Source organism: Paractinoplanes toevensis (genome assembly GCF_018332695.1).
Taxonomy (GTDB): Bacteria; Actinomycetota; Actinomycetes; order Mycobacteriales; family Micromonosporaceae; genus Actinoplanes; species Actinoplanes toevensis.
The window spans coordinates 1-20741 of sequence record NZ_BOQN01000006.1 but is presented as its reverse complement, the minus strand read 5'-3'; the positions used below and the strand labels follow the sequence as shown (position 1 = coordinate 20741).

Annotated in this window: 29 protein-coding genes; 15 read left to right on the top strand and 14 right to left on the bottom strand. The window is 67.7% G+C overall.

What is annotated here, in order from left to right:
• Nucleotides 1-5 precede the first annotated feature (5 nt).
• From Ato02nite_RS02715 to Ato02nite_RS02690, 6 genes are all read left to right on the top strand, one after another.
• Nucleotides 6-2837, top strand: a complete 2832-nt coding sequence (locus tag Ato02nite_RS02715) for a hypothetical protein (protein ID WP_213004731.1) — start codon at nt 6-8, stop codon at nt 2835-2837.
• Nucleotides 2825-3277 (top strand): hypothetical protein, encoded by a 453-nt coding sequence (locus Ato02nite_RS02710; protein WP_213004730.1) that lies wholly within the window; start codon nt 2825-2827, stop codon nt 3275-3277. The genes Ato02nite_RS02715 and Ato02nite_RS02710 overlap by 13 nt, the downstream gene beginning before the upstream one ends.
• A gap of 10 nt (nt 3278-3287) precedes the next feature.
• Nucleotides 3288-3542 carry a hypothetical protein gene (locus Ato02nite_RS02705; RefSeq protein ID WP_213004729.1) on the top strand — a complete coding sequence of 85 codons (255 nt, stop codon included), beginning with the start codon at nt 3288-3290 and terminating at the stop codon, nt 3540-3542.
• A gap of 101 nt (nt 3543-3643) precedes the next feature.
• Nucleotides 3644-4420: a hypothetical protein gene (locus Ato02nite_RS02700; protein WP_213004728.1), complete on the top strand. Its 777-nt coding sequence runs from the start codon at nt 3644-3646 to the stop codon at nt 4418-4420.
• 20 nt (nt 4421-4440) lie between these two features.
• Nucleotides 4441-4860, top strand: coding sequence for a hypothetical protein (locus tag Ato02nite_RS02695; protein ID WP_213004727.1), 420 nt, complete (start codon nt 4441-4443; stop codon nt 4858-4860).
• Complete coding sequence (locus Ato02nite_RS02690; RefSeq protein ID WP_213004726.1) at nt 4857-5246, top strand: hypothetical protein; 390 nt, start codon at nt 4857-4859, stop codon at nt 5244-5246. Before Ato02nite_RS02695 ends, Ato02nite_RS02690 begins: the two co-directional genes overlap by 4 nt.
• Here the strand turns inward: Ato02nite_RS02690 and Ato02nite_RS02685 are convergent.
• Nucleotides 5239-5532 carry a DUF433 domain-containing protein gene (locus tag Ato02nite_RS02685; protein ID WP_213004725.1) on the bottom strand — a complete coding sequence of 98 codons (294 nt, stop codon included), beginning with the start codon at nt 5530-5532 and terminating at the stop codon, nt 5239-5241. The two genes, Ato02nite_RS02690 and Ato02nite_RS02685, sit on opposite strands and share 8 nt — an antisense overlap.
• Entirely contained in the window at nt 5529-5828 is a 300-nt protein-coding gene (locus Ato02nite_RS02680; protein ID WP_213004724.1) for a hypothetical protein, read from the bottom strand. Before Ato02nite_RS02680 ends, Ato02nite_RS02685 begins: the two co-directional genes overlap by 4 nt.
• 97 nt (nt 5829-5925) lie before the next feature.
• Here Ato02nite_RS02680 and Ato02nite_RS02675 point away from each other — a divergent pair, with 97 nt between their 5' ends.
• Together Ato02nite_RS02675 and Ato02nite_RS02670 are read left to right on the top strand one after the other, a co-directional pair.
• On the top strand, nt 5926-6297 hold the full coding sequence (locus tag Ato02nite_RS02675) for a hypothetical protein (RefSeq protein ID WP_213004723.1): 372 nt from the start codon (nt 5926-5928) through the stop codon (nt 6295-6297).
• Nucleotides 6298-6463: 166 nt separating this feature from the next.
• Nucleotides 6464-7363 (top strand): LPXTG cell wall anchor domain-containing protein, encoded by a 900-nt coding sequence (locus tag Ato02nite_RS02670; protein ID WP_213004722.1) that lies wholly within the window; start codon nt 6464-6466, stop codon nt 7361-7363.
• A gap of 153 nt (nt 7364-7516) precedes the next feature.
• On the opposite strand, the gene Ato02nite_RS02665 is transcribed toward Ato02nite_RS02670, so the two are convergent.
• From Ato02nite_RS02665 to Ato02nite_RS02655, 3 genes are all read right to left on the bottom strand, one after another.
• Entirely contained in the window at nt 7517-7897 is a 381-nt protein-coding gene (locus Ato02nite_RS02665) for a hypothetical protein (protein ID WP_213004721.1), read from the bottom strand.
• A gap of 85 nt (nt 7898-7982) precedes the next feature.
• Nucleotides 7983-8297, bottom strand: a complete 315-nt coding sequence (locus Ato02nite_RS02660) for a hypothetical protein (protein ID WP_213004720.1) — start codon at nt 8295-8297, stop codon at nt 7983-7985.
• Nucleotides 8288-8995: a hypothetical protein gene (locus tag Ato02nite_RS02655; protein WP_213004719.1), complete on the bottom strand. Its 708-nt coding sequence runs from the start codon at nt 8993-8995 to the stop codon at nt 8288-8290. The genes Ato02nite_RS02660 and Ato02nite_RS02655 overlap by 10 nt, the downstream gene beginning before the upstream one ends.
• Nucleotides 8996-9221: 226 nt before the next feature.
• Here Ato02nite_RS02655 and Ato02nite_RS02650 point away from each other — a divergent pair, with 226 nt between their 5' ends.
• Entirely contained in the window at nt 9222-9458 is a 237-nt protein-coding gene (locus Ato02nite_RS02650) for a hypothetical protein (protein WP_213004718.1), read from the top strand.
• Between the two features lie 2 nt (nt 9459-9460).
• On the opposite strand, the gene Ato02nite_RS02645 is transcribed toward Ato02nite_RS02650, so the two are convergent.
• The 9 genes from Ato02nite_RS02645 to Ato02nite_RS02605 are packed head-to-tail and all read right to left on the bottom strand — an operon-like array spanning nt 9461 to nt 16362.
• A complete protein-coding gene (locus Ato02nite_RS02645; protein ID WP_246606019.1) occupies nt 9461-11866 on the bottom strand; it encodes a hypothetical protein in 2406 nt (801 codons plus the stop codon).
• 31 nt (nt 11867-11897) lie between these two features.
• The gene (locus Ato02nite_RS02640; RefSeq protein ID WP_213004717.1) at nt 11898-12869 is read right to left on the bottom strand and encodes a hypothetical protein; all 972 of its coding nucleotides are present in this window, start codon (nt 12867-12869) and stop codon (nt 11898-11900) included.
• 2 nt (nt 12870-12871) lie between these two features.
• Nucleotides 12872-13270 carry a hypothetical protein gene (locus Ato02nite_RS02635; RefSeq protein WP_213004716.1) on the bottom strand — a complete coding sequence of 133 codons (399 nt, stop codon included), beginning with the start codon at nt 13268-13270 and terminating at the stop codon, nt 12872-12874.
• 2 nt (nt 13271-13272) lie between these two features.
• Nucleotides 13273-13683, bottom strand: coding sequence for a hypothetical protein (locus Ato02nite_RS02630; RefSeq protein ID WP_213004715.1), 411 nt, complete (start codon nt 13681-13683; stop codon nt 13273-13275).
• Between the two features lies 1 nt (nt 13684).
• The gene (locus tag Ato02nite_RS02625; protein ID WP_213004714.1) at nt 13685-13918 is read right to left on the bottom strand and encodes a hypothetical protein; all 234 of its coding nucleotides are present in this window, start codon (nt 13916-13918) and stop codon (nt 13685-13687) included.
• Nucleotides 13915-14250: a hypothetical protein gene (locus Ato02nite_RS02620; protein ID WP_213004713.1), complete on the bottom strand. Its 336-nt coding sequence runs from the start codon at nt 14248-14250 to the stop codon at nt 13915-13917. The genes Ato02nite_RS02625 and Ato02nite_RS02620 overlap by 4 nt, the downstream gene beginning before the upstream one ends.
• Complete coding sequence (locus Ato02nite_RS02615) at nt 14247-14441, bottom strand: hypothetical protein (protein ID WP_213004712.1); 195 nt, start codon at nt 14439-14441, stop codon at nt 14247-14249. The genes Ato02nite_RS02620 and Ato02nite_RS02615 overlap by 4 nt, the downstream gene beginning before the upstream one ends.
• Before the next feature lie 23 nt (nt 14442-14464).
• The gene (locus tag Ato02nite_RS02610; protein WP_213004711.1) at nt 14465-15688 is read right to left on the bottom strand and encodes a helix-turn-helix domain-containing protein; all 1224 of its coding nucleotides are present in this window, start codon (nt 15686-15688) and stop codon (nt 14465-14467) included.
• 32 nt (nt 15689-15720) lie between these two features.
• Complete coding sequence (locus Ato02nite_RS02605; RefSeq protein WP_213004710.1) at nt 15721-16362, bottom strand: hypothetical protein; 642 nt, start codon at nt 16360-16362, stop codon at nt 15721-15723.
• Between the two features lie 70 nt (nt 16363-16432).
• On the opposite strand from Ato02nite_RS02605, the gene Ato02nite_RS02600 reads away from it, so the two are divergent.
• From Ato02nite_RS02600 to Ato02nite_RS51305, 6 genes are all read left to right on the top strand, one after another.
• Nucleotides 16433-16723 (top strand): helix-turn-helix domain-containing protein, encoded by a 291-nt coding sequence (locus Ato02nite_RS02600; RefSeq protein WP_213004709.1) that lies wholly within the window; start codon nt 16433-16435, stop codon nt 16721-16723.
• The gene (locus Ato02nite_RS02595; RefSeq protein WP_213004708.1) at nt 16720-18459 is read left to right on the top strand and encodes an AAA family ATPase; all 1740 of its coding nucleotides are present in this window, start codon (nt 16720-16722) and stop codon (nt 18457-18459) included. The genes Ato02nite_RS02600 and Ato02nite_RS02595 overlap by 4 nt, the downstream gene beginning before the upstream one ends.
• A 247-nt stretch (nt 18460-18706) precedes the next feature.
• Nucleotides 18707-18976: a hypothetical protein gene (locus Ato02nite_RS02590; RefSeq protein WP_213004707.1), complete on the top strand. Its 270-nt coding sequence runs from the start codon at nt 18707-18709 to the stop codon at nt 18974-18976.
• A gap of 217 nt (nt 18977-19193) precedes the next feature.
• Nucleotides 19194-19640, top strand: a complete 447-nt coding sequence (locus tag Ato02nite_RS02585; protein ID WP_246606017.1) for a Panacea domain-containing protein — start codon at nt 19194-19196, stop codon at nt 19638-19640.
• A gap of 18 nt (nt 19641-19658) precedes the next feature.
• Nucleotides 19659-20039 carry a hypothetical protein gene (locus tag Ato02nite_RS02580; RefSeq protein ID WP_213004705.1) on the top strand — a complete coding sequence of 127 codons (381 nt, stop codon included), beginning with the start codon at nt 19659-19661 and terminating at the stop codon, nt 20037-20039.
• 64 nt (nt 20040-20103) lie between these two features.
• Nucleotides 20104-20505 carry a hypothetical protein gene (locus Ato02nite_RS51305; protein WP_246606016.1) on the top strand — a complete coding sequence of 134 codons (402 nt, stop codon included), beginning with the start codon at nt 20104-20106 and terminating at the stop codon, nt 20503-20505.
• Nucleotides 20506-20741: the final 236 nt, after the last annotated feature.

The following is a 20741-nucleotide window of genomic DNA, read 5'->3' as shown; positions in this document are numbered from 1 at the left end:
GACCGATGCCTTGGCCTGACAGTGAAGACCTCGAGCTCACCGCCCGGGCCGCGTTCGGCGCAGATCTGACCGCCAGTCCGAACACGTGGGCGTGGACGGATCTGTCCGACCGGGTCCTCGACACACCGATCACGATCAGCCCGGGTGTGCTCGTCGGCGCCCGCACCACCAAGACCGGCAGCGCCAGCGGCTTGCAAATGCTGAACGACGACGGGGCGCTGACCGCCTACCTGGCCTCCAGCCCCTACTACCCGCACGTGGATGTGGGCACCCCGGTCGAGTTGGCGGTGCGCACCGACACCAGCATCTGGGTGTCCGACACGTTCGCCCGCACGGTGAGCCCCGGCTGGGGTACCGCCGACGTGGGCGGCGCCTGGGGTTCGACGCTGTCCGCCCACTACTCGGTATCCGGCGGGTCCGGGAAGTTCGGCGCGTCCACCACCACAGCCAGCCTGATCCGGTTGCTGCGCACCCACCGTGACGTGCGCATGCAGTGGGACATGTCCATCGCGGCGGTACCGACCGGCGCATCGACGCTGATCGGCGCCTTGCTGCGGTCCAACACCGGCCACACCGACCACCTGTGGGCGGGCTGCGAGATGCAGCCCGGCGGCACGGTGCTGTGGACGATCCGCACCAGCCTCGCCAGCACCCTGCTCGTGGTCGCCCAGCAAACCCAGACCGGTCTCACCTACGGCGCCGGCACCGTGCTGCGCTGCCTGGTGGAGCTAGTCGGGGATCGCCTGCGCTGCAAAGCGTGGCTGGCCGCGGGTACGCCGCCGGACGGCTGGGCGATCGACTACACGATCACCGACACGGTGTTGCTCGCACCGGGTGCTGTCCTCGGCCTACGGAACTGGGTGGTCACCGGCACCTCCAACAGCCTGCCGAACCCGGTGTCGATCGACAACCTGGTCGTCGACCAGCCCGAATACGTGCGGGCCGGCATGTACATCGCCGACGTCCGCAACACGTTCCGGGTCCTGCCGGACGGCACCACGCATTCGGTGGCGCAGATCAAGTTGGGCGGAGTCGGCACCCGCCTGGAACTGCGTGACGCCCCCGAATGGTCGCCGTTCCGCCGCTCGATTCAGCAGGACGACCTGCCGCCGATCGCATACTGGCCCCTCGAGGACAAGGCCGGCGCCACCTCGGGTGCGTCCGCTTTCGAGGATCAGGCTCCGATGGAGCTGACCGGCCCAGCCGTGTGGGATTTCGACATCGGCCTGACCGACGACCTGTTCATCCCCACGTACGGGACGACGTCGTTCGTCAGCCTGGCCGCGGGTGCCCGCCTGTCGGCGCCGGTGCCGCTGTCGGCGACCGGGGCGTGGACGGTCAGCACCGAACACCAGTCGGATATTCCGTCGAGTGGTCTGTCTACGGTGCGGCTGATGGAGTGGCAGACGACCGGCGGTACTCACCAAAGGTGGGCGTTGATCGGCACCGCGACCGGGCATGCGGTGCGTGCCTACAACGACGTGGCGGGCACCACCACCGATGTGATCACCTTTGCGACGCCGTTCGCGCCTGAGGTGGTCAACTGGTCGGTCAGTGCGAAGCAGAACGGCGGCAACATCGACTGCAAGCTGGTGGCCAACTCGAACGTGCAGGCCACCGCCAGCACGGCGGGCACTCTCGGTAAACCCATCAGGGTCACCCTCAACCCGGACCTGGCCAACGTCACCGCCAGCGTGGACCCGTTCGGGATTCGGCTGCTGTACGGGCAGGTCACCGTCCACGACTACGAGACCCTGGCGGTGCCGTTCTACACCGACTCCGGGACGGGTGTACTGGTGCGCGCCGACCGGGCGTGGGCGTACGAGGCCGCTCACCGGCGGGCCGAACGGTTGTGCCTGGAGGAGCGGATTCCGTTCCGGACGGTCGGGGACCCGTACACGTCGGGAATCACCCAGTTGAATGCGCAGCCGGCGGGCGCCTTCCAGAGTCTGCTGCAGCGCACTGTCGATTCGGATTCGGGTGGTCTGCTGATCGAGGACCGGTTCGGGTACGCGCACATTCCCCGCACCCGGCGCTACAACCGGCCGGCAGACCTGGTCGTCGACATGAGCACCTACCGGTACAGCGCGGGCACCAACCCGGACGAGGTTCTCAGTCCGCAACTGCGGGCGCGGACAGCGACCCGGGTGACGGTCGAACGAGCGTTGGGTTCGGCGGCCACCGTGGCGGCGGACACGGCGTACCGCAAACGGCGGGGCACGATCGACGCCCGCGCCGAGTTGGATGTGCTCTACGACTCGGATTGTGCCCCGCATGCGTCGTGGCGGCTGCATTTGTCCGTCGACGGGCAGGGAGCCGACTATCCCGGTTTCGTGGTTGATCTGGCGGCGAACCCGGATCTGGTCGACGAATGGCTGCTGTGTCTGATCGGCGCCCGCATCCAGCGGACGAACCAGCCGTCGATCGCCGGGTCCGGGGTCATCGACCAGGTGGTCGACGGGTACACCGAGACGATTTCGCGGCGGGCGTGGACCGTCGACATGGACACCTCCCCCGCTCCGGTGTGGAACACCGGCGTGTGGGATTCGACCACGACCCGCTGGGATCTGGGCAGTTCGACGATGAACGCCACCGTCGCACCGGGTGTGACCAGCATCGTCGTTAAGCAGACCCTTGACGAGGCATGGTCCCCGTCCACCCCGTACGACCTGGACATCGACGGTGAGCAGGTCACCGTCACTTCGATGGGCGCCCGCACCGGTACCGGGCCGTGGACCCAGGCCGCAACGGTCATCCGGGCCGTCAACGGGATCTCCAAGACCCTCGTTGCGGGCGTCGAAGTGCATGCGATACAGGCAGGCAGGTGGGGGCTGTGATTCTGGGCGGCAACCCCACGAAGGTCACCGACGTCACCCGGCGGGTCGGCACCACCTTGGCAACCTCCAACGCGAGCACCACGTCGGGCACCACGGAACTGGCGGTCGACCAGGTCACTGCGAATGTGATCAGCGGGAACCGGTATGTGATCCGGTGGGTATTCAAGTACACGGGCACGTCCACCGCCGACCAGTACGTGGTCCGCATCCGCGAAGGGTCCGGCACGGGCGGCGCGGAGGTCGACAGTGTCGTGTTCATTCCGCAGTACACCGCCAACAACATCACCCTGATCATGGATGTGGATTGGGGCCCGGCGGTTTCGACTACCTCCCGCACCTGGACCGGGACGGTGCAGCGGATCTCCGGCACCACCAGCACCGTCACCCCGGTCGGCGGCTCCACTTTCCGGCGCCGGCTCACCGTCGAACTCGCCGACTGAAGGAGCCCGCATGCGTGATCCGTGCCCGACCTGCAGTGGTCCGAGCCGGGAGACGACCGGCATGGTGTGCGAGACCTGCGGCACCTCGTACCGCAACGGCTCGTCCATCCCGTACCCGCGCCTGCCTGACCCTGTCGCCCTGCATGTGTGCCTGACCTGCGGTTCCGCCGTGCCGCTCAAGGGCATCGGCTTCCACGACGACTGGCACGTCAACATTTCCCGCGCTGCGATCGAAGCCCTGTCCCGCCAGACGCAGCACCCGTAGACGGGGTGTTCCGGGCGATGCCGCATGCCCCCAGGGTGGCGCCCAGCGAAGTCACATACCCGGGCAGCCCGGAACACCCTCACATCCCGCTTGGAGGTCCGATGGCCGCCTGGGTCCTCATCCCCTGTCTGAAGCAGTTGTTCGCCGAGTTCGACTGGATCGCGCCGCGGCGGGACAAGGCCAGCGACGGCAGTATCGGCGACACCGCGCACCAGCAGGAGTCGTCCGATCACAACCGCGACGAAGAGGGCAATGTCCCGATCCACGACGCGGACAAGGTCAACGAGGTCCACGCGATCGACGTCACCGCGATGCTGGACGAGAGCGACCTGACCATGGAGAAGGTCGTGCAGTTCCTGCTCGGCCGATGCCGATCCGGCGCGGAGAAGCGGCTGCGCTACATCATCTTCAACCGGCGCATCTGGGCCGCCTCGAGCAACTGGGTGCAGAAGACCTACGCCGGCGCGTCGAGTCACACCGAGCATGCCCACTTCTCCGCCAGCTACGAATCCGCTCACGAAGCCTCCACGGCTTCCTGGCATCTGGAGGACATTCCCGTGGCACTGACCGCAGCCGACAAGGCGTGGATCACCAACACGATCGCCGCGAAGACGCAGCAGGCCATTGACGCCCGCCTCGCCAAGATCGGTGACGCGGTGGTCCACGGGCAGAAGATGCCGTGGTCGGTCGACGACCCGAAGGTGCCGAACGGCTACCAACGGGACTTGGCCGACCTGGCCGGCGACGTGTGGTCGCTGGGGATGCGCGGCAAGACCCGCGGCGGTGGACCGGTGCCCCCGGACGGCGTCTACGGCCAGTTACTCGCCGAGCTCGCCCAGTTGTCCGCGAAGGTGGACGCGCTGCAGGCCAAGCGGTGACCGACCGTCCTGATCGGGCCATGCCGATCGTCGTGGTCGTCGGACGGGACCGACCGCACGAGGTCGCCCTGAACGTGTGGGCGATCGTGATCGGTGTACTGCTGACCTTCGGCGCACCCCGGCCCGGGTCGATGGCGGCGCTCGTCGGCGGCGGAACGTTCTACGTTTTCTCCGTCGGTCTCGGCCTCGGTGGGCTGATCGCGCTGATCGGCTCCCACTGGGGTCGCGACGTCGAACGCTCTCTGGAGATCGAACGGGCGGGGCTGATCATCCTGGCCGGTGCCCTACTCGTTTACGCGGTCGCGGTGACTGTCACGTTTCGCGGGCAGGCGCTCGTCGCGGGCGGGCTGGTCACGGCGTGGGTGTGGGCGAACATACGCCGGTCGGTGATCATCACTCGTGATTTGCAGCGCGTGAAACGCAAGACGGGTCTGCAATGAACGCCGATGACTGGGTGACGCTCGCCCAGGTGGTCGGCACTCTGATGGGCGGCGGCGGTCTGGTCGCCGTGGTCCGCGCGGTGATGAAGCGCCGCCCGGCCCGGGTGGCCGCGCACGTTCAGCTGAACCAAGCCACGCTGGAGTGGGCGGCGAAGCTGGAGGCGTCGGCGGACCGGGCGTGGAACCGGGCTGAGGAAGCCGAACGCAAGGCGGAGGAGGCGGACCTGCGAGCCGACAAGGCGGAGCAGACCGCCCGTCGGGTGCAGGTGCAGGTGGACGAGCTCGCGCGTTACCTGGAGCTGGTGCTGCGCCTGATCAACGATCCGGGGATGACGATGGACCGGCTCCGGCAGACCGTGGGCGACGGCCCAGTGCATCTCAGTTGAGCGTGGTGGAGGGCAGCGGCACCGTCATCGGGTCAAGGGTCCGCGTGTCCCACAACGTCTGATGCACCTGTGCGGCCCACGCCTTCCACCGCTTCCGGAACCGCGGCTGCCCGTGGGTGGCTTCGAACCATAGGACCACCAGCAGCTCGTGCCGGGTCAGCGTGTACTCGTCCTCGACGTCCTCGCCGATCCAGTAGTAGTCGGCGATCGCCTCGGTCGGGGTGCCCCGCATCGAGGGCTGGCCGAACCGGCATGCCGGCGACACAGTCACCTGGGGTGTGGTCACGCCCCCATGGTGCTGCAAGGGGTGCCTTCCGCCGCGTCGGCAGGCCGTTTCAGCTCGGTCCAGGCAGCCACTCCCCCGCGCCTGTGCATCCAGGACTCGACCGCCAGGCAGGCGGCCCGCTCGTCTGCGGCGATCCAGCAGCCGGACCACCGGACGCCGATCCGCTGGGCGATCCACCGGCTGTCCCCGTCGATCGGCCCGATCCGGATCATCGCCTCGGGTCGCACGGTCGTCTCGGCGCTGACCCAGACGCGGGCCACCGTGAACCGGACTGCGGCCGGGTCGACAGCGTGCATGCCCTGGTTATAGCCGTGCCGTACGACAACTTTCGTTCGTAAGTGCGCCGCCGGGGTTTACCCCCCGCCATCCCGCAAGATTCTTTAGGAGGTTCAGATGGACTCCGTCGTCTTCCCTTCGCTGCCCACATACCTTTTCGAGCCGTCCCTGGCCGGCGTCCTGTCCCTCGCGCTGACGGTCCTGCTGCCGCTGCTCGCCGCCGTGCTGATGCGGTCGAACTGGTCAGCGTTCAAGAAGGGCCTGGTGCTTCTCGGTTTGGCCGCCGTAAAGGCGTTCCTCGAGGCGTGGATCGGTCACGTCGAGTCGGGCGAGTACTTCGACTTCTTCCGGGCCGGCTACGCCGTCCTGATCAACTTCGGGATCGCGGTCTCCATGTACTTCGGCCTGCTACGAGGCACCGACATCCAGCAGGCCGCGATCCGCTCCGGCGTGAAGCCGAAGACGATCGACGGCACCGTCGTCAGCTGACGACCGCAGCAGCCTTCAGCACCGATCTCGCCCCGTCTGATGTGGCCCGCCAGCCACCTCGGGCGGGGCGTTTCACCGTGCCCGACGCCACTTTCGGGTGACTGTGCGCAGGGCGTTCATCGGGCAGGGTCAGGCGCGCATGCAATCGACAAGGAGTACTCAAGACGTGAGAAAGATCGTCACCGCTGCGGTTGCAGCCCTTTTCGGCGCCGCCCTGGCCGCCCCCGTCGCCGCGTACGCCACCACCCCACCACCCCGCCACGAGGTCCCCTGCGACATGCCCGCAGGGTGGTACGTCAACCCTGACGAACAGGACCGGCTACCCCAGCCCATCGGCAGCGGCGTGCAGTTCCTCGGCAACGACCTCATGCACCACGCCACGTCGCTGGACGTCGCCGATCTGACGCCCGGCACGTTCGTCGCCAACTCCGTGCCGGACCAGCCCAGCTTCTTCTCCGTCGAGGTGATGGGCGCGGACGGCAAGTACGGCACGCTGCGCTGGAACACGACAACCTCGAAGTGGAACGTCGTCACCCAGGGCGGCTTCTACGAGAACGCGAGCCCGGCCGCCCTGGTCGACATGCCGCCGATCCACCTGAGCCACCACGTCGTGTCGTTCGGGGTCGGGTTCACTGCCAACCCACCCAGCGCGGGCGGCACCCTCGTCACCTCGGTCACGTTCCGGGATGTCACGTACTCGCTGCTGTGCGGGGGTGGGACGTCCAGCCCGTCGGCGAGCGCTTCCGCTTCCACATCGACCAGTGCCTCGGCTTCGGTGAGCACTTCGGCGTCGGCGTCCGCGAGCACCTCCGCGAGTACCTCGGCCAGCGTGTCGGCTTCCGCATCCTCGAGAAGCCCTGGCGGGACGTCGCCGTCGGCCAGCGCCTCGCCGTCGATCTCTGCGGCTGGCGTGGTCACGACGACCAGTCCCGTGAGCAGTTCCGGTGCCTTGCCGACCACCGGGCCCGCCGGGTGGGCGTTCGCTGTGGCTGCCGGCGCCCTGCTGGCCGGTGGTGCGCTGGTGTTCGTGCTGGCCCGACGCCGCCGAACGCGCTTCACCGCCTGACCTGCGCCGCCGACTGCCGGCGGAATACCCAACCCGACCGGCTGAAGCCCCTTCTCTCTGCGCCCGCCAGCGTGGAGAGAAGGGGCTATCTGTCGTTTCGGGGCCTGCACACTTAGGCTGGCCGCGAGCTACAGATTCCAAGCCCAGCAGCCGTCAGTCGGTCGTGTTCGGGTCCTCGCCGTGGTCGGCGCGCATCCACTCGATTAGAACTGGGCGCATGGCCGTCAGCTCCTCCGACGTGATGCCCTCCGCGGCCTGGCGCAAGCCGTTCAACAGGCCGTTCAAGGTGATCTGCTTTGTGGCACCCGCGCCGGTATGACGTACCCGCCATGCCACGTCACTGAACAGCCTGGTCGCCCGGTCTTGATCCGTGCGCCACAGCCATAGGAAAACCGTGCCAAACGGATCGCCCGGGTGCACGATATCCGGCGAATGCCACGAACTCAGGATCAGTTGGGATGCATCTAGGGCGACACCGTGCAACATGTGCATGAGCACTTTGCTCGGAACGTGGTACTCGTCGATTTGCGTCATCGCTCTCCTCGCGAGGTGTGGACCTTGGCGCATTATCCGGTCGGGCGCCGTCGTGGAACAGGACACCTACGGACGCCCAAGGCGCCTAAACAGTGGTGGACCGGCCAGTGACCGGATCCACTCCGGCTTGCTCCAGTAGTTCGCCCAGGCGCAACCACAGTGCAGCGGCGTCCTTGATGTTCAAGTCGACCGAAGCGGTGGTCATGTGGGCTGCCTGCACGGCCAGCCATACGGGGCCGTGGGACTTCTGTGTCAGCCATACGCCGGCCTCGCCGCGGTCGGCAGGCTTGCTGCGCGCTCCGAAACGCCATCTGGCGGAGCGGTGGAAGTCGGGGCCGTCGAGTTCATGGTCGTCGAGGCGGCACCAGACGGGACAGTTCTGGCCGGGAATCACAGCCACCGCCGCCACCTGCGCCGGACCCGCTGGGCACGTCGCCTCGAACGGCGGGTGAGTCCAGGGAAGCCAGCCCATACCCACCCGGCGAATACTGCGGTCCCGGCCGCGGTCTGCCACCAGGCGTCACCCTGCAGCATGCCCAGGCGGTGCAGGGCGATCCACACGCCCACCGTCAGGGCGAGGCTCAAGGCACCTGCAGCGAGAAGCTGCTTCTGCCACGGCCGCCACGGCCTGCGCGCCTTCACCCGAGCAGCTGGCGCGTAGCCGTAGGTTTCCGGGCGGTACGGGGTCGGCTCCCACGGTTCGTCGCCACGCAGGGCGTCCCGCTGGCGCCGCTGATCCTCGAGGTCCCACTTCGGGATGTGCCGCGAGTTGTTCTCGTTCAGCACGTAGTTGAGCCTGGGTCGCTGTTCGAACGGCACGTCCTGGATGAAGTGTCGCTCCATCTCGTCGAGCTGCTCGTCGGTGCACCAGCCTTCCCACAGGGTGCGCGGTGAGCCGACGGTCAGGTCCGACCAGGGCTGCGAGTCGCGGTGCTGGTTCTCCCGCGCCCGACCCTTCTGTCGGGTCTGGCCGACGTAGTCGTTGAGGAACACGATGTTGGTGCCGGCCATCCACGATGCGTGGTCGATGACATCCCAGCCGTAGACGCGACCCCACCGGACATCCGTTTTCAGTCGGGGGCGTTGCGTGGCGGTCATAGCGGAATGCTCGATCCGCAGCAGGGGCAGGCGTCCGGGTCACCCGAGCGTTCATCCGGGCCGGGCAGCGGGCAATCACAGCCGCACGACGGGCACGCATACCCGCCGCCCGGATGCTGGCACTCACACAACCGGCCCTGCGGGCAGACGTAGGCGGCGAGACGCTGCAGGTCATCGCGGCCGGTCACGACTGGACCATCCGCAGTCGATCGGTCACCATGGGCTCATGAAGGTGACCCTGATCGACGTCGACCAGCCCGATCGGAAGATCGACGGCCAGTACACGATCGACACCACCGTCGGCGCCCCCGCGGTTGGCGACGAGGTCTACCTGCTCGAACGGGACTACAACCCCGACCGGTACTACCTGGCCGCCACCGTCCGGCGACGGTGCTGGCGGTACGCCGACAACAAGCCCGGCGGTGCCGAACTGCAGCTGTGGGTGCAGCGCCAAGGCAAGTAGCTTCACGCCGTCGCCTCCTCAAAAGGCAGCTGAGGCGCACGAGCGACGCCCGGCACCTCGTACACACCAAAGGAGATGCGACGGATCGCACCCGTCTCAAGCAGGTCGGTCAGGGCGCTCGTCACCGTGGTCTCCGCGACCTGGCCCTTCACCCGGGCAACGACAGCCTTCTTCTCGGCCCGGCCATGCTCGACGGTCAACTCCCGGCACGCGGCGAGAACCTTGGCCTTCGCCCCGTCCGGCGCCTTCGGAGGTGCTGCCTCGACAGGCGACCCGTCGGCAGCGAGTGGATCCCACGCTGCCGAGGCCTGCTCGATGAGTTCCAGCGCCCGGCCGCCCGGCAGCAGGTCGGCGTCGCTGCGGCCGGCCTTCAGCAGTTTGGCGGCCCGCTCCTTGCGGTCACCCCACAGCACACCCGACTCCCGCTGCGCTTCCGGCCCGAACAAGCCAGGGTTCACCGACGGGTCACCGGCCGAGTCGACCAGCCACTTCTCCATCCGTTCGCCGGTGTAGTCGGCGCGGCCGTACACGTCGCGGCCGTTCAACCCCTGCGCGAACATCAGCCCGGCGGTGGACTCCCCCGCCGCGCACGTGTTCTTGCCCCACACCAGCGGCAGCATCGTCGGATCCACCGGCACATCCCCGTCGGTCGCGGACCGGCCGGCGACATCCGTCATCGCCCGGAAGATTAGTGTCTGGCCGGCCTTCAACTGCTCCTTGATGTAGGTGGAGCCGCCCAGGTTGTACGCGGCCGGGATCTGTGTGATCAGCCGCATCTTGATGCCGCACTTGCGGGCCTGCCCGACGAGCATCTCCACCAGGGCGAGAATGTCCGGGTCGTCGATGTACGACTGGACCTCGTCCAAGGTGATGACCAGCAGCGGCATCGCCGTCGACGCCGACCAGGTTTTGATGTTGTTGCGGGACAGTTCGTCGTTGCGTCGCTGCATCTCCTTCACCGCGGCCAGCAACATCAGCTTGATCTCGGACTTGTCGCGGGCGAACCAGTCCACGGCGTCCTTGAGCGCCCCGTATGACTGGCCGCCCTGCGGGTCACCAACCCAGTCGATGACCAGGCCGTTGGAGTGCAGCGACGCGAGGAGCAGCTGGGCGACGAGCTCCGACTTCCCGGACCCGGTGCACCCGGAGATCAGGTCGTGGACGGCGCCGGTTTTCGTCCACCACTGGTACAGCAGCGCGGCACCGTCGTCGAAGCGGCCGACGATGGAACGGCCGGCCTTCCAGTCGGTGGCGGCCGGGCCGGTCCACATGCGGGTTTCGGCGAGCGGGTTGTCGGGCTGCACGCGCAGCCAGCCGATGGACAGGTCGGATTCGTCGGCGGAGAACGACACGTCGGCGTAGGTGCAGCGGAACGCGGCGGCGATCCGGCCGAGAAGGTTCGGGCGGGGCTCGCGCATGTTGATGGAACCTTCGACCTTCGCGACCACCTTCGCCGACCAGTTCGGCAGCATCGTCCGCGAGGCGGTGTTGACCTCGCAGGCGGGAAGTTTGGTGAAGTCGACCAGTTCGGTGCCGGCGAGCGGCCCGCCCACACAGCCGATGAGGGTTGCCCAGGTGGTGAGGGCGCGAAGGCGGTCCGGGTCGGGTGCTTCGGCGGCAGGTGTCGTGGCGGCCTGGGTGGTGTCGACGGTGACTTCGGCTGCCCGGTTGCGGCGCTGTTCGGCGTTCTGCCACCAGGTGCGGGACGCGAACGCCCACCGGGCCATCCCGAGCCCGGCAACGATCAGGCCGGGCAGGTGGAACACGTCCGTTCCGGCCAGCGCGGCCAGCCACAGACCGGCCTCACCCGCATACCAGGCGTACCGGCGGGCCTCACCCTTGAGCGCCAGGATGCGACGGCCGGCTTTCTGCCCTCGTTCGATCCGGCCCCGCTTGAGCGCCCGAGCGGTCAGGGTCCGCCGGGCGATCACGTAGGTGCCGGCGGCCAGGGCGGGCACGGCGGCCCCGGTTTCGAGGGTGCCGAGACCGCCTAGGTGCGCGCCCACGTCGTACACGCCCGCGGCTGCCGGCCCCAGCCACGGCGCTGCGGACCGGCCGTGCAGGCGCAGCGCATCCCGGACGGTCTGCTCGAGCGCGGACGGCCCGGACTTCTCCGGCTCCAACTGCTTGCCGTGCCGCGGGCAGAACGGCGCGTCGTCGTCGGGTAGCAGCCACTCCTTGGTGCTGCACCGTTCCTTGCCGCCACCGTTGACGGTCTTCAGGTACGGGCACTGGTACTGCAGGTGCGGGGTGCGGCGGTCGTTCTCGTCGACCGGGACCGGGGTCAGTGAGCGCTGCGGAATGCCTTTGTCGTCGAGGTAAATCTTCGTGAGTTTCGCCGCACCGGCGGGCGGCCGGGTGGCCGATGGGGGCGCCGGCTGGCGCGGGGCAGTAGTCGGCGCTGCCATCGTTGGTCCTCTCTTCTCGTCGAGCCGTGGGTCAGCTGTTGCGCTTGTCGAATTCGCGGGCCACGTGCCCGAGCAGCGGGATCGTCTCTGCCTTGCACACGTTCGCGGCGTTCTGGGCCGCGGCGATCGACTCCGCGGCCTGCGCGGTCGCGTCCACGACGGTCGAGCGGGTGGCCATCTGCACGATGCCGATGGTCTGCTCGCCGAGGGCGTGGATGCGGGCGCGAGCGGAGCGCATCGCGACGTCGTACGCCTCGGTGGCGCCCTCGAGGTAGCGCTGGATGGAGCGGGCTTCGGCGGCGCCGGATACGACACCGGTTACGGCGCTTCCGCGGCTGGCTACGTCTCTCATGTCGGGGGTCCTTTCGGGTGCGGCGGTCAGTGCCGGGCTGGGTTCGGCCGCGGGTTCGGGGTGGCTGCCACTGGCCGGGCCTGTGTCCTGGTCGACGGGGGTGCCGGTGGTGGATGGCACCCGGACTGGTGCCGGGTTGGTGGGTGGGTCCTGCTCTGGCGTGTTGCTGTCGGCCGGCCGCTGGTTGGCGTCGCGGGTGGTGTTGCCCGGCTCGTCCGCGCCGCTCGGCTGGGCGGCGTCGGGCGGCGGGTTGTCGGAGGCCGCTTCCGGGGTGGGTGGTGTCGGGTCCTCGTTCCCGGCTCGTGCACGCCAGGCGGCGGCGCGGCGGGAGACCGTGGCATCCCATGCATCCCGGGTCCGGCCGAACAGGCCGCTGTCGCCTTCGGGGCGTGGATTACTGGAGCGACGACCTTGGCGTTTGTTGTCCTGGTCGAGCCAGAAGTCACGCCACAGGTTGCCCGCGAACTGGCCGAACGCCCCACCGGCGGCCGGGTCGATCCCGGCGTCCTCGAGGCGTTTGCGGCGGGCCGCCAGGCGCGGGGATTCCTCGCCTCGCCACCCGGCCGCGATCGCCTCGGCGGTGTCCTGCGCAACCTCCGGCAGGTGCTTGACCAGCCAGTAGGCGAACACGCAGCAGACGAGGAACTCCACGGCTACTTGCCCATCTGCGACAGCTGGCTGGTCACCTCACGGCCACCGTCCTGGATCTGCCGCCCGGCCTGGTCGATGTTGGCGGCGCCCAGCACGATCGCGAAACCGAGGGCGAACGCCGCCCAGAAGGCGGGCTTGTCGGGCTTCTTGTCGATGAACCAGTCGACGGCGATGATGCACGCGCACACGATCAGCGCGGCGACGCCGAGCCCGCCGAGCCAGGACGCGGACTGCATCCAGTCGCCGACGAACGTGGCGAGGAACGCGAGGCCGGCGAGGAACGACATGACGACGGCAACGTTCTTCGCGGACTTCTTCGAGGACTTGTGGGTGCGATGCGCGGCGAACAGCACCGCGGCGGCGATGAGCAGCAGCCCGAACCGGGCGCCGATACCGAACATGGTCAGTACTTCCTTCCGTACAGGTAGGCGCCGGTGAGTGCGGCGAGGGTGAGGTAGAGGCCGATGCGGCGGGTGGGTCGGACCGCGCACCAGCGCAACGGTCCGGTCAGGAACGTCGGGGTGATGCCGATCAGGGCGAACATGGCCAGGCGGTCGGTCCAGTTCGACACGTGCCACAGCGCGTGCAGGGCGCCGTTGTCGGCGGGGATCCGTTTGCGGTTGACGCCCGAGGCGGTCCACAGGGCGCGCAAGGTCATGGGTTCGGCGGTCAGGAGCCACCACGAGGTGAAGGCTTGCCGGACCCGATCACCCAGCTTGATCTCACCGTCGGTGACCGTTACTCTCGTGCGCGCGGGTGCGCGCACCGCCGGGCTGTCCGGGTTCCGGACCCCCTCGGTTCGATCTGATCTCATGTCACGCTGCGTTGCTGTCACGGCGGTTCGCCTCCTTCCTGATTTCGTGGACCTTCTCCAACACCCAGGCGTGCACCTCGGCGATCCGGCCGGCCTGCCACGCCTCGGTGATCAGCCACCCGCACGCCGCGGACAACTTCTTGCGGCTCGTGTCGGCTTTGGCGATCACCTGCTCGTGGTGGTCTTTGCGGCGTTTCGCCCTGCGACGTTCCCGGAGCGTGTTTTCCCAGGTCATGCGGCCTTCTCGAACTTCGTGGGGTGCTGCTCGGTGTACTCGTAGCCGCCCAGCACCCACGCGTAGATCAGCACCACGCCCAGGGCGGTCAGGGTGGCCGGGTAGAAGCTGTCCTGGTCGACGACGATCGCGGCGATAGCGGCGAGTACCGCGCCGATCGACACGCCGCCGGCACGAGCCACCCACGGGCGCCACGGGTTGACGGCGCGCAGGTAAACGGGCTGTTCAGGGACGGTTTCGGCGCGCGCCTCGATCGCGTGGCGGGCAGAGGTCAGTGCCTCGTGGACCTCTTCGACGGTGGCGAAGAGGGGCTTGTTGTCGGTGATGGTCATCGGTTGCTCCTTGAGTAGTCCATGGCTTGGCGGTTGATCGTGCGACTGGCCTCGGTGTGCAAACCGGACAACAGGCCGTTGGCGATCTCGTACGGATTGCTAGCGGTCGTGGCATCGGCTTCGAACGTCTTCGTCTCGCCGCCGACATGAACGGCGATGGTGACCCACACCGGGGTCTTCGGGTCGGTCATGGTGGGCTCTCCGATCGTGGGGGTCACTGGTTCACCGCGGGGTCAAAGTGGGCGCCGTTTACACCGGCCTTGACGGCAGGCAGCGGGTGCGGAATGGGAGCGGCGAGCGGCGCCTGTTGCGCGCCGTCCGCCTCGATCGACTTGAGGCGGTTGCGCACCGTTCCCTCGGACACGCCGTACTGCTGCGCGGCCTTGCGGATCGACTCGGCCTCGCCGTTGCGGACCGCCTCTGCGGCCTTGGCGCCGGGGTCTCCGTCAGGTGCGTAACCGCTGGTGCTGGTCTGCGTAGCGGCCTTGGCGCGCGGCTTAGACGGCGGCTGCTTGCGCGGCTTCTCAGCGCCACGGGGCCGCGCAACCGAGGACTCAACGGTCGCCGTCTGCGCGGCCGACGGCGCGTAGCCGAGCTGCGAAACCGGCGGCAATTCGAGGGCCGGCGTGGACTCGGCAGAGTGCGTATCCAGCTCGACGTCAAAGCCGAGATCGGCCAGTCGTTTCGCCCCCGCCCATGGGTCTGCGCGCGCAATGTAAGTGTCGAACAGGCCGATCAGGAACGCGGTGCCGGCGGCTCCGAGCGGACCCAGCGAGTGCGCAACCGCACCGCCGAGCGCGGCCCATCCGCCGTCCCACCCGCCGAAGATGTTGAGGGCGAGCGAGACAGTCAGTGCCGTCCACTCGGCGATGTCTGCGCGCTTGTCGGTGTCACCACCGGAGGTGCGCAGAACGGCCCGGCCGATGATGATGAGCGCGACGATCGTGATCAGGCCGGGTTCGACACCCCACGCCGACCACCACGAGGGATCACCCTCGTTGAGGTTCAGCAGCCGGGCGACGCCAGCCTGGACGCCGGTGGTCGACCAGAGCGCGAACGCCAGCAGCACGGGCAGGCCGGCGGCGAGGAGAATCTTGCGCATCTTGGTTAGGCGCAGGGCCCTCATCTCAGCGGACTGGTACATCTCCGCCCGGACCCGGGCGCGAGCGCCGGCGGACTTCGCTGCCCGGTAAAGGTCCGCGAGCTTCGCGGCCTCAGCAGCGTCCTTTGCGCGCTGGCGACGGGAACGCTTGGCGTTCTTGGCGTGCTCGGCAACGTCGGCCAGGCGGATGTCCTGTTGGGCTTCCTGGGCCAGGCTGACCCACTGGTGTTCCCGGTTGACGGCGACGACGTCCCGCTCGGCGGAGAGGTGCCCGCGTAGATCGCGCGCGTCAGCAACGCCGGTGGGCAGGTACAGGCCGCGGCGGCGAACGAACATGGGTTCCCCTCCTTCCGGGGCTTCGGGGTTTGTCATGACCAACTCGCCACGACGCCGCGGTCCTCGTTGCCAGCCGAGTGGAAGCTGAGGCTGTCGACGAATTCCATGGCGCGGTCGTAGCCGATCTCGTGGTAGTACTCGCGGCGGGAACGCCTACCAACCGCGCGGCACATCTTGATCAGCGCTGTCTCGTTCTCCCTGAAGTTCCAGTGGGGCTGCGAGACGTAGTAGTTGGTGGTGCCCACGCCGAACGCCAGCGCCTCTGACTGATGGTTATTGAGGCGAACTCTGGGGTCCTCGGTCTGACCGACCTTGACCGTGCCCGTCGTGAAGGCGACGACGTAAATGAAGCCCTCGCCGACCGGGCCTCGCCAGTATTCGACCGGCATCCGCCGAGCGGACTCGATCTTCGCGATGTAGGCGTCGGTTTCTGCCCGGAGCTTGACGAGGCTGGCTTCAGCTTCGCGACCACGCTCGTAGGCGGCACGCTCACGCTCCAATGCCTCCTTCCAGTGCGCGTGAAGCTCTTCGCGGGACCGCTCGTAGCTCGTCCTCCAGAAGCTCTCCATCGTCATGTCGGCCTCCGCCCAGACATGCACCCGCGCGCCGTCACCCGACACCTGTGTCAGGTTGGCGTCGGGGCCGTCGGGCATGGCGGAGATCGTCTCGAGCATGGGAGTGAGTCTGCCACAAGTTGTTACAAGTTGCTAGTGACTTGTAGGTCAGATCAGGTAGCCTCAGGCCATGTCGCTTGCTAACCCCGAACCGTGGGTGGAGACCGAGGTCGTCAACCTCGTCGACCGCCTACGCGCTGATCGCCTACCGCCGCCCCCCGAGCGGCGCACCATCCGACGGCGAGCCCGAGCCAGCCTCAAGGACGTCGCCCAGGCGCTCGGGGTCGACATCATGACCGTCAGCCGATGGGAACGAGGAAAGGCAGACCCGTGGCCACGCCACCGGGCCGCCTACATCCGTGCACTCCGGGCGCTGGCCGAGCTAGCAGTCGAGCTCGAATCGCAGCACGCCCAGAAATGACGACGGCCGCGGCGATGTCAGCGCCACGGCCTTCCGTCTTGCCCACACGTACTTGCCTACGAGGAGCTCAACACCATGACGGTAACCCAGGAGTGTCGCCTGCCGCAGCGCCTCCGCGACGGTTTCCTAGCTCGCGGCGGTGCCAGTTGACACTCGTCGACGCGTCCCCGCTGGACGTTCGGGACGAGGCGACCGGAGTCACCCTAAGATCCGCTGAGCGTTCGATCATCGGCTGGGTCCTGGACGCCGCAAACGCGGCGACCGCCGAGAAAGTCATCAGCGGGTTGCTGTCCGCGCACTTCTTCGACCCGGCACACGAGACGATCTTCGCGGTGGCGGCGAAGAACCTGGGCAGCCCGGACGTTCTGCAGAAATGCTTGGCGGACCTGGTAGCGCCCGCGGCATATCGGCGGGTGCAGCAACTGCCGGGCGGGCTGGCCGAGTACTTGAGCAACAGCGTTCACCAGGCTGCGTACCTCGGCGCCGAGCAGGTCGCCGGCTACTACCGACAGGTCATGACCGCGTTCTCCACCCGCCGCATCGCCGAGTTGAACGGCCACATCGCTACCGCGCTCGAGGCGGGCGACCTGACCACGGTTCGGCTGCTCTCCGATGACCTGCGCGAGAAAGTGGACGCCGCGGTCAACGGTAGGCCGGACAGCGGCAAGAGGCGCCTTCGCCTCACCCCGGCCAGCTCGTTCCGAATCCGCGGCGTGAAGTGGGTGTGGGACAACCGGATGCCCGTCGGCGCGCTCACTCTCATCCCTGGACGAGAAGGTGTCGGAAAGAGCACCTTCCTCGCCTGGATGACCTCGGCGATCACCCGCGGCGAGCTGCCGGGCATGCACTACGGCACCCCGAAGTCGGTGTTGTACTCGGCGTCCGAGGACGCTTGGGAGTACACGATCGCCCCGCGCATGCTCGCGGCCGGCGCCGACATGGACCGGGTGTTCCGGATCGACGCAGCACTTGAGGGTGACGGGTATGGCGGTGTCGTACTCCCCCGCGATTGCCGCGAACTGGTGCATGCCGCCCGGGATGTCGACGCTGCGCTACTCGCTTGCGATCCGATCATCTCGCTGGTCGACGAGCGGCTGAACACCTTTAAGGCCAAGGAGTTGCGTACTGCGCTGGAGCCGCTGGTGAGCGCAGCAGAGGAGGCGGAGATCGGGATCGGCGCCCTCGTCCACTTCAACAAGGGGCAGGGCAGCGACGTCGGCACCCTCATCTCCGGGGCGCGTGCCTGGGTGGAGGTGGCGCGGGCGGTGGTGGCGATCGGCCGGGACAAGGAGGTCGACGAGTACACGTGCGTGGTGTCGCAGACGAAGAACAACCTGGGTGTCGGCGACCTCCCGAACCTCACCTACACGATCGACTCGCACGAGCTGCTGACGTCGGACGGCGAGACCGCCAATGTTGGCCGGCTGCGGTGGACAGGCGAGACCGACCGTGGGGTGGAGGACCTTCTTGCCGAAGCGGCGTCGGGCGCGGTCGGCTCGACCGGGAAGTCCGGGAAGTTGATGCGAGAACTGATCGACTACGTGACGGGCAAGTGCCCGACCCCGATGCAGGCCGTGTCGACGGCCGACCTGATCGCCGAGTTCGAGGACGAGTACAAGCCTGACTTAATCAGGCAGACCCTGTCTCGGGCGGTGCGTAAGGACCTTCTCTGGTCGCCGATGCGCGGGGCGTATCGGCCGCTGGTTCACCGGCCGGCTGGTGTCACAAATGCTTGATCAAGTGACAGTTGCGATGGCGGGGTGTCACGAATGCATTCTCTCGTTTGTGACAGGTGACCCTATGCCCCCTGAACTGTCACAAGTGTCACTTTGCCTGCTCAAGCCACTTACTCCTATGTCACAAACAAAGTCCAAGTGTCACAAGTTCTGATCCTCATGGAGATCAAGTGACCGTTGTGACACTTGTGACAGGGGAATACGCGCGCGAGCCAACTGTCACAACCAAGCCCACGAAGGGAATCGGATGAAGTTCCAGCCCCAGCCCTACCCGCTCTTTTACGCCTGCATCTCCGGCGGCAAGGTCGAAGTCGGCCGGGTCATCGGCTGGCAGCGCCCTGGAAATGACGATGACGACTCGGTCGACCTGAAGCCGGTAGTGCTGATGGAGCGCGACGACCGAACGTCGGCCCAGCCCACGTATCTGGATCTAGCTCATGAGCACTGCTGGATTGGTGACGACCGGTCCGCGGTGACGGACCGAGCTATGGCGACGCTGATGGCGAAGGAAGGGTGAAGAATCGATGACTGTCAACGGCAAGTCAGATCGAGGACAGAGTCAACACGCCGACAGCACTACCGTGAGTAAGTCTCGTATCGACGGAGCGCAGCGGAAGGGCGGTGCCCACGTGCCAACCCTTTCACTTGACCGGGTTGTTACCCGGCAGCCCGGCGCGTCGTCTTTGACGCCGAACTATGTTGCGCCGATGGGGAAGACCACCACCGCAAATTCCGTGATCGCTTTCATTGACGCCCGGCGCCCCGGACTGAAGCTGGGCAAGAAGCAGCTGCTGCTGTACTTCGCGCAGGGCCACCACCTCGCCCGCCGCGGTGATCCGCTGTTCGCCGAACCCATGTACGCAACCGACCACGGCATCTCCGTCGACGACGTGCCCGGCGGCCCGGCACCGCAGATCGACAGCGAGGCCATCGCCAACACCATCGGCTACGTCCTGATCCGCTACAGCGCCCTGTCGCCGGCCGACCTGCGCACCCTCATTCAGGCGTCCGAGCCGTGGCGGCTGGCCCGCAAGAACACCGACGAGCCCCGCATCGAATGGATGTGGCTGACCGACTGGTTCCGCCGGCCCGACGAGACCGACGACCCCGACGACGAGCGGCCCAACCGGGCCGAACGGGTCGAAGCCGAAACGCACCTGGCCTCCCAAGGGGGTCACTGACCGCAACGAGGGGGATGCGTGACTGAACGCCTGGACCCGTACGGCACGTGGGGCGACTGGGACCTGGACCGGTTCAAGGTTGAAATAGTTCGCTGGCGTGACGGTTCGCATCCCCCGGACGGCATCTTCGACCTCGTCAACCGGTGGTGGCCGCGACTGGAGCAGCCCGCGGAACGCTCCGGCGCAGTGGACATCAGCGACGACGACCCTGACGGGAATCTGTGGTGGATGTGGGTGCCGGACGCGAAGTGGCTGGACGAGGAAGCCGGCTACTTCCGGGTGCAGTGCCGGTTCGCCGTGTACGAGCTGACCCGCCCACCACGCCTGACGTGCAGGCAGTTCCGCACCGTGCAGTCCATGACCCCGGCCGACGTCGACCGGGCCGACGGTATGGGCTGAAATTGGCACACTCGTTCGAGCGCCATTCGCTGTCAAGGTGACTGCCGCTCGGTAACCTCGGCGCATGCAGGAACCGCCGAACACCGGCCCCGACGACTGGTACTTCGACGAGCACTCCCAGAGATGGCTACGGCACTCCGGCCGCGCCCGCTGGCGGAGGATTCTCGCCGAGAAGGCAGCCTGGCGGGCGGAACACCCGGAGGAACTTGCGCGGCTGCGGGGACGGTTCAGCGTCTTGGCGATCACCTCACGGCTTGCCACGCGCGCTAGCATCGGTGGCATGACGCAGGAGACCAGCAGCGGCCAGAGCATGCGCGACCTGCTCGTCGGCATGGGCGTCGTCGTCACCGACGAGGGTGTTGAGCGTGCCCGGCAGCGTCTGCGCGACGCGGACGCGGACCTGGACCGTGAGGGCCGCGCCGCCCTGCTGGCGAAGCTGCGCCAGGGCCCGGCCGCGTTCGCGTGACCGAACCGGGGCCCCGGACGGTCCGGATCGTTCTGGACGCCACTGCCCTGACCGCGTGGGTGCGAGGTTCCGTGGCTGTCGGCGAAATGCTGATCATGCTTGATGAGGAGCACGGCGCGGCCGTAGTGCCGCTGTCGTGCCTCGTCGAGGCTGCCCATCGGGTTTCGGTGTCCGACCATCCCCGCCGCAAATCTAGCACAGTTGACTTACAAGTGCTTTACAAGTTGCTACAAGCG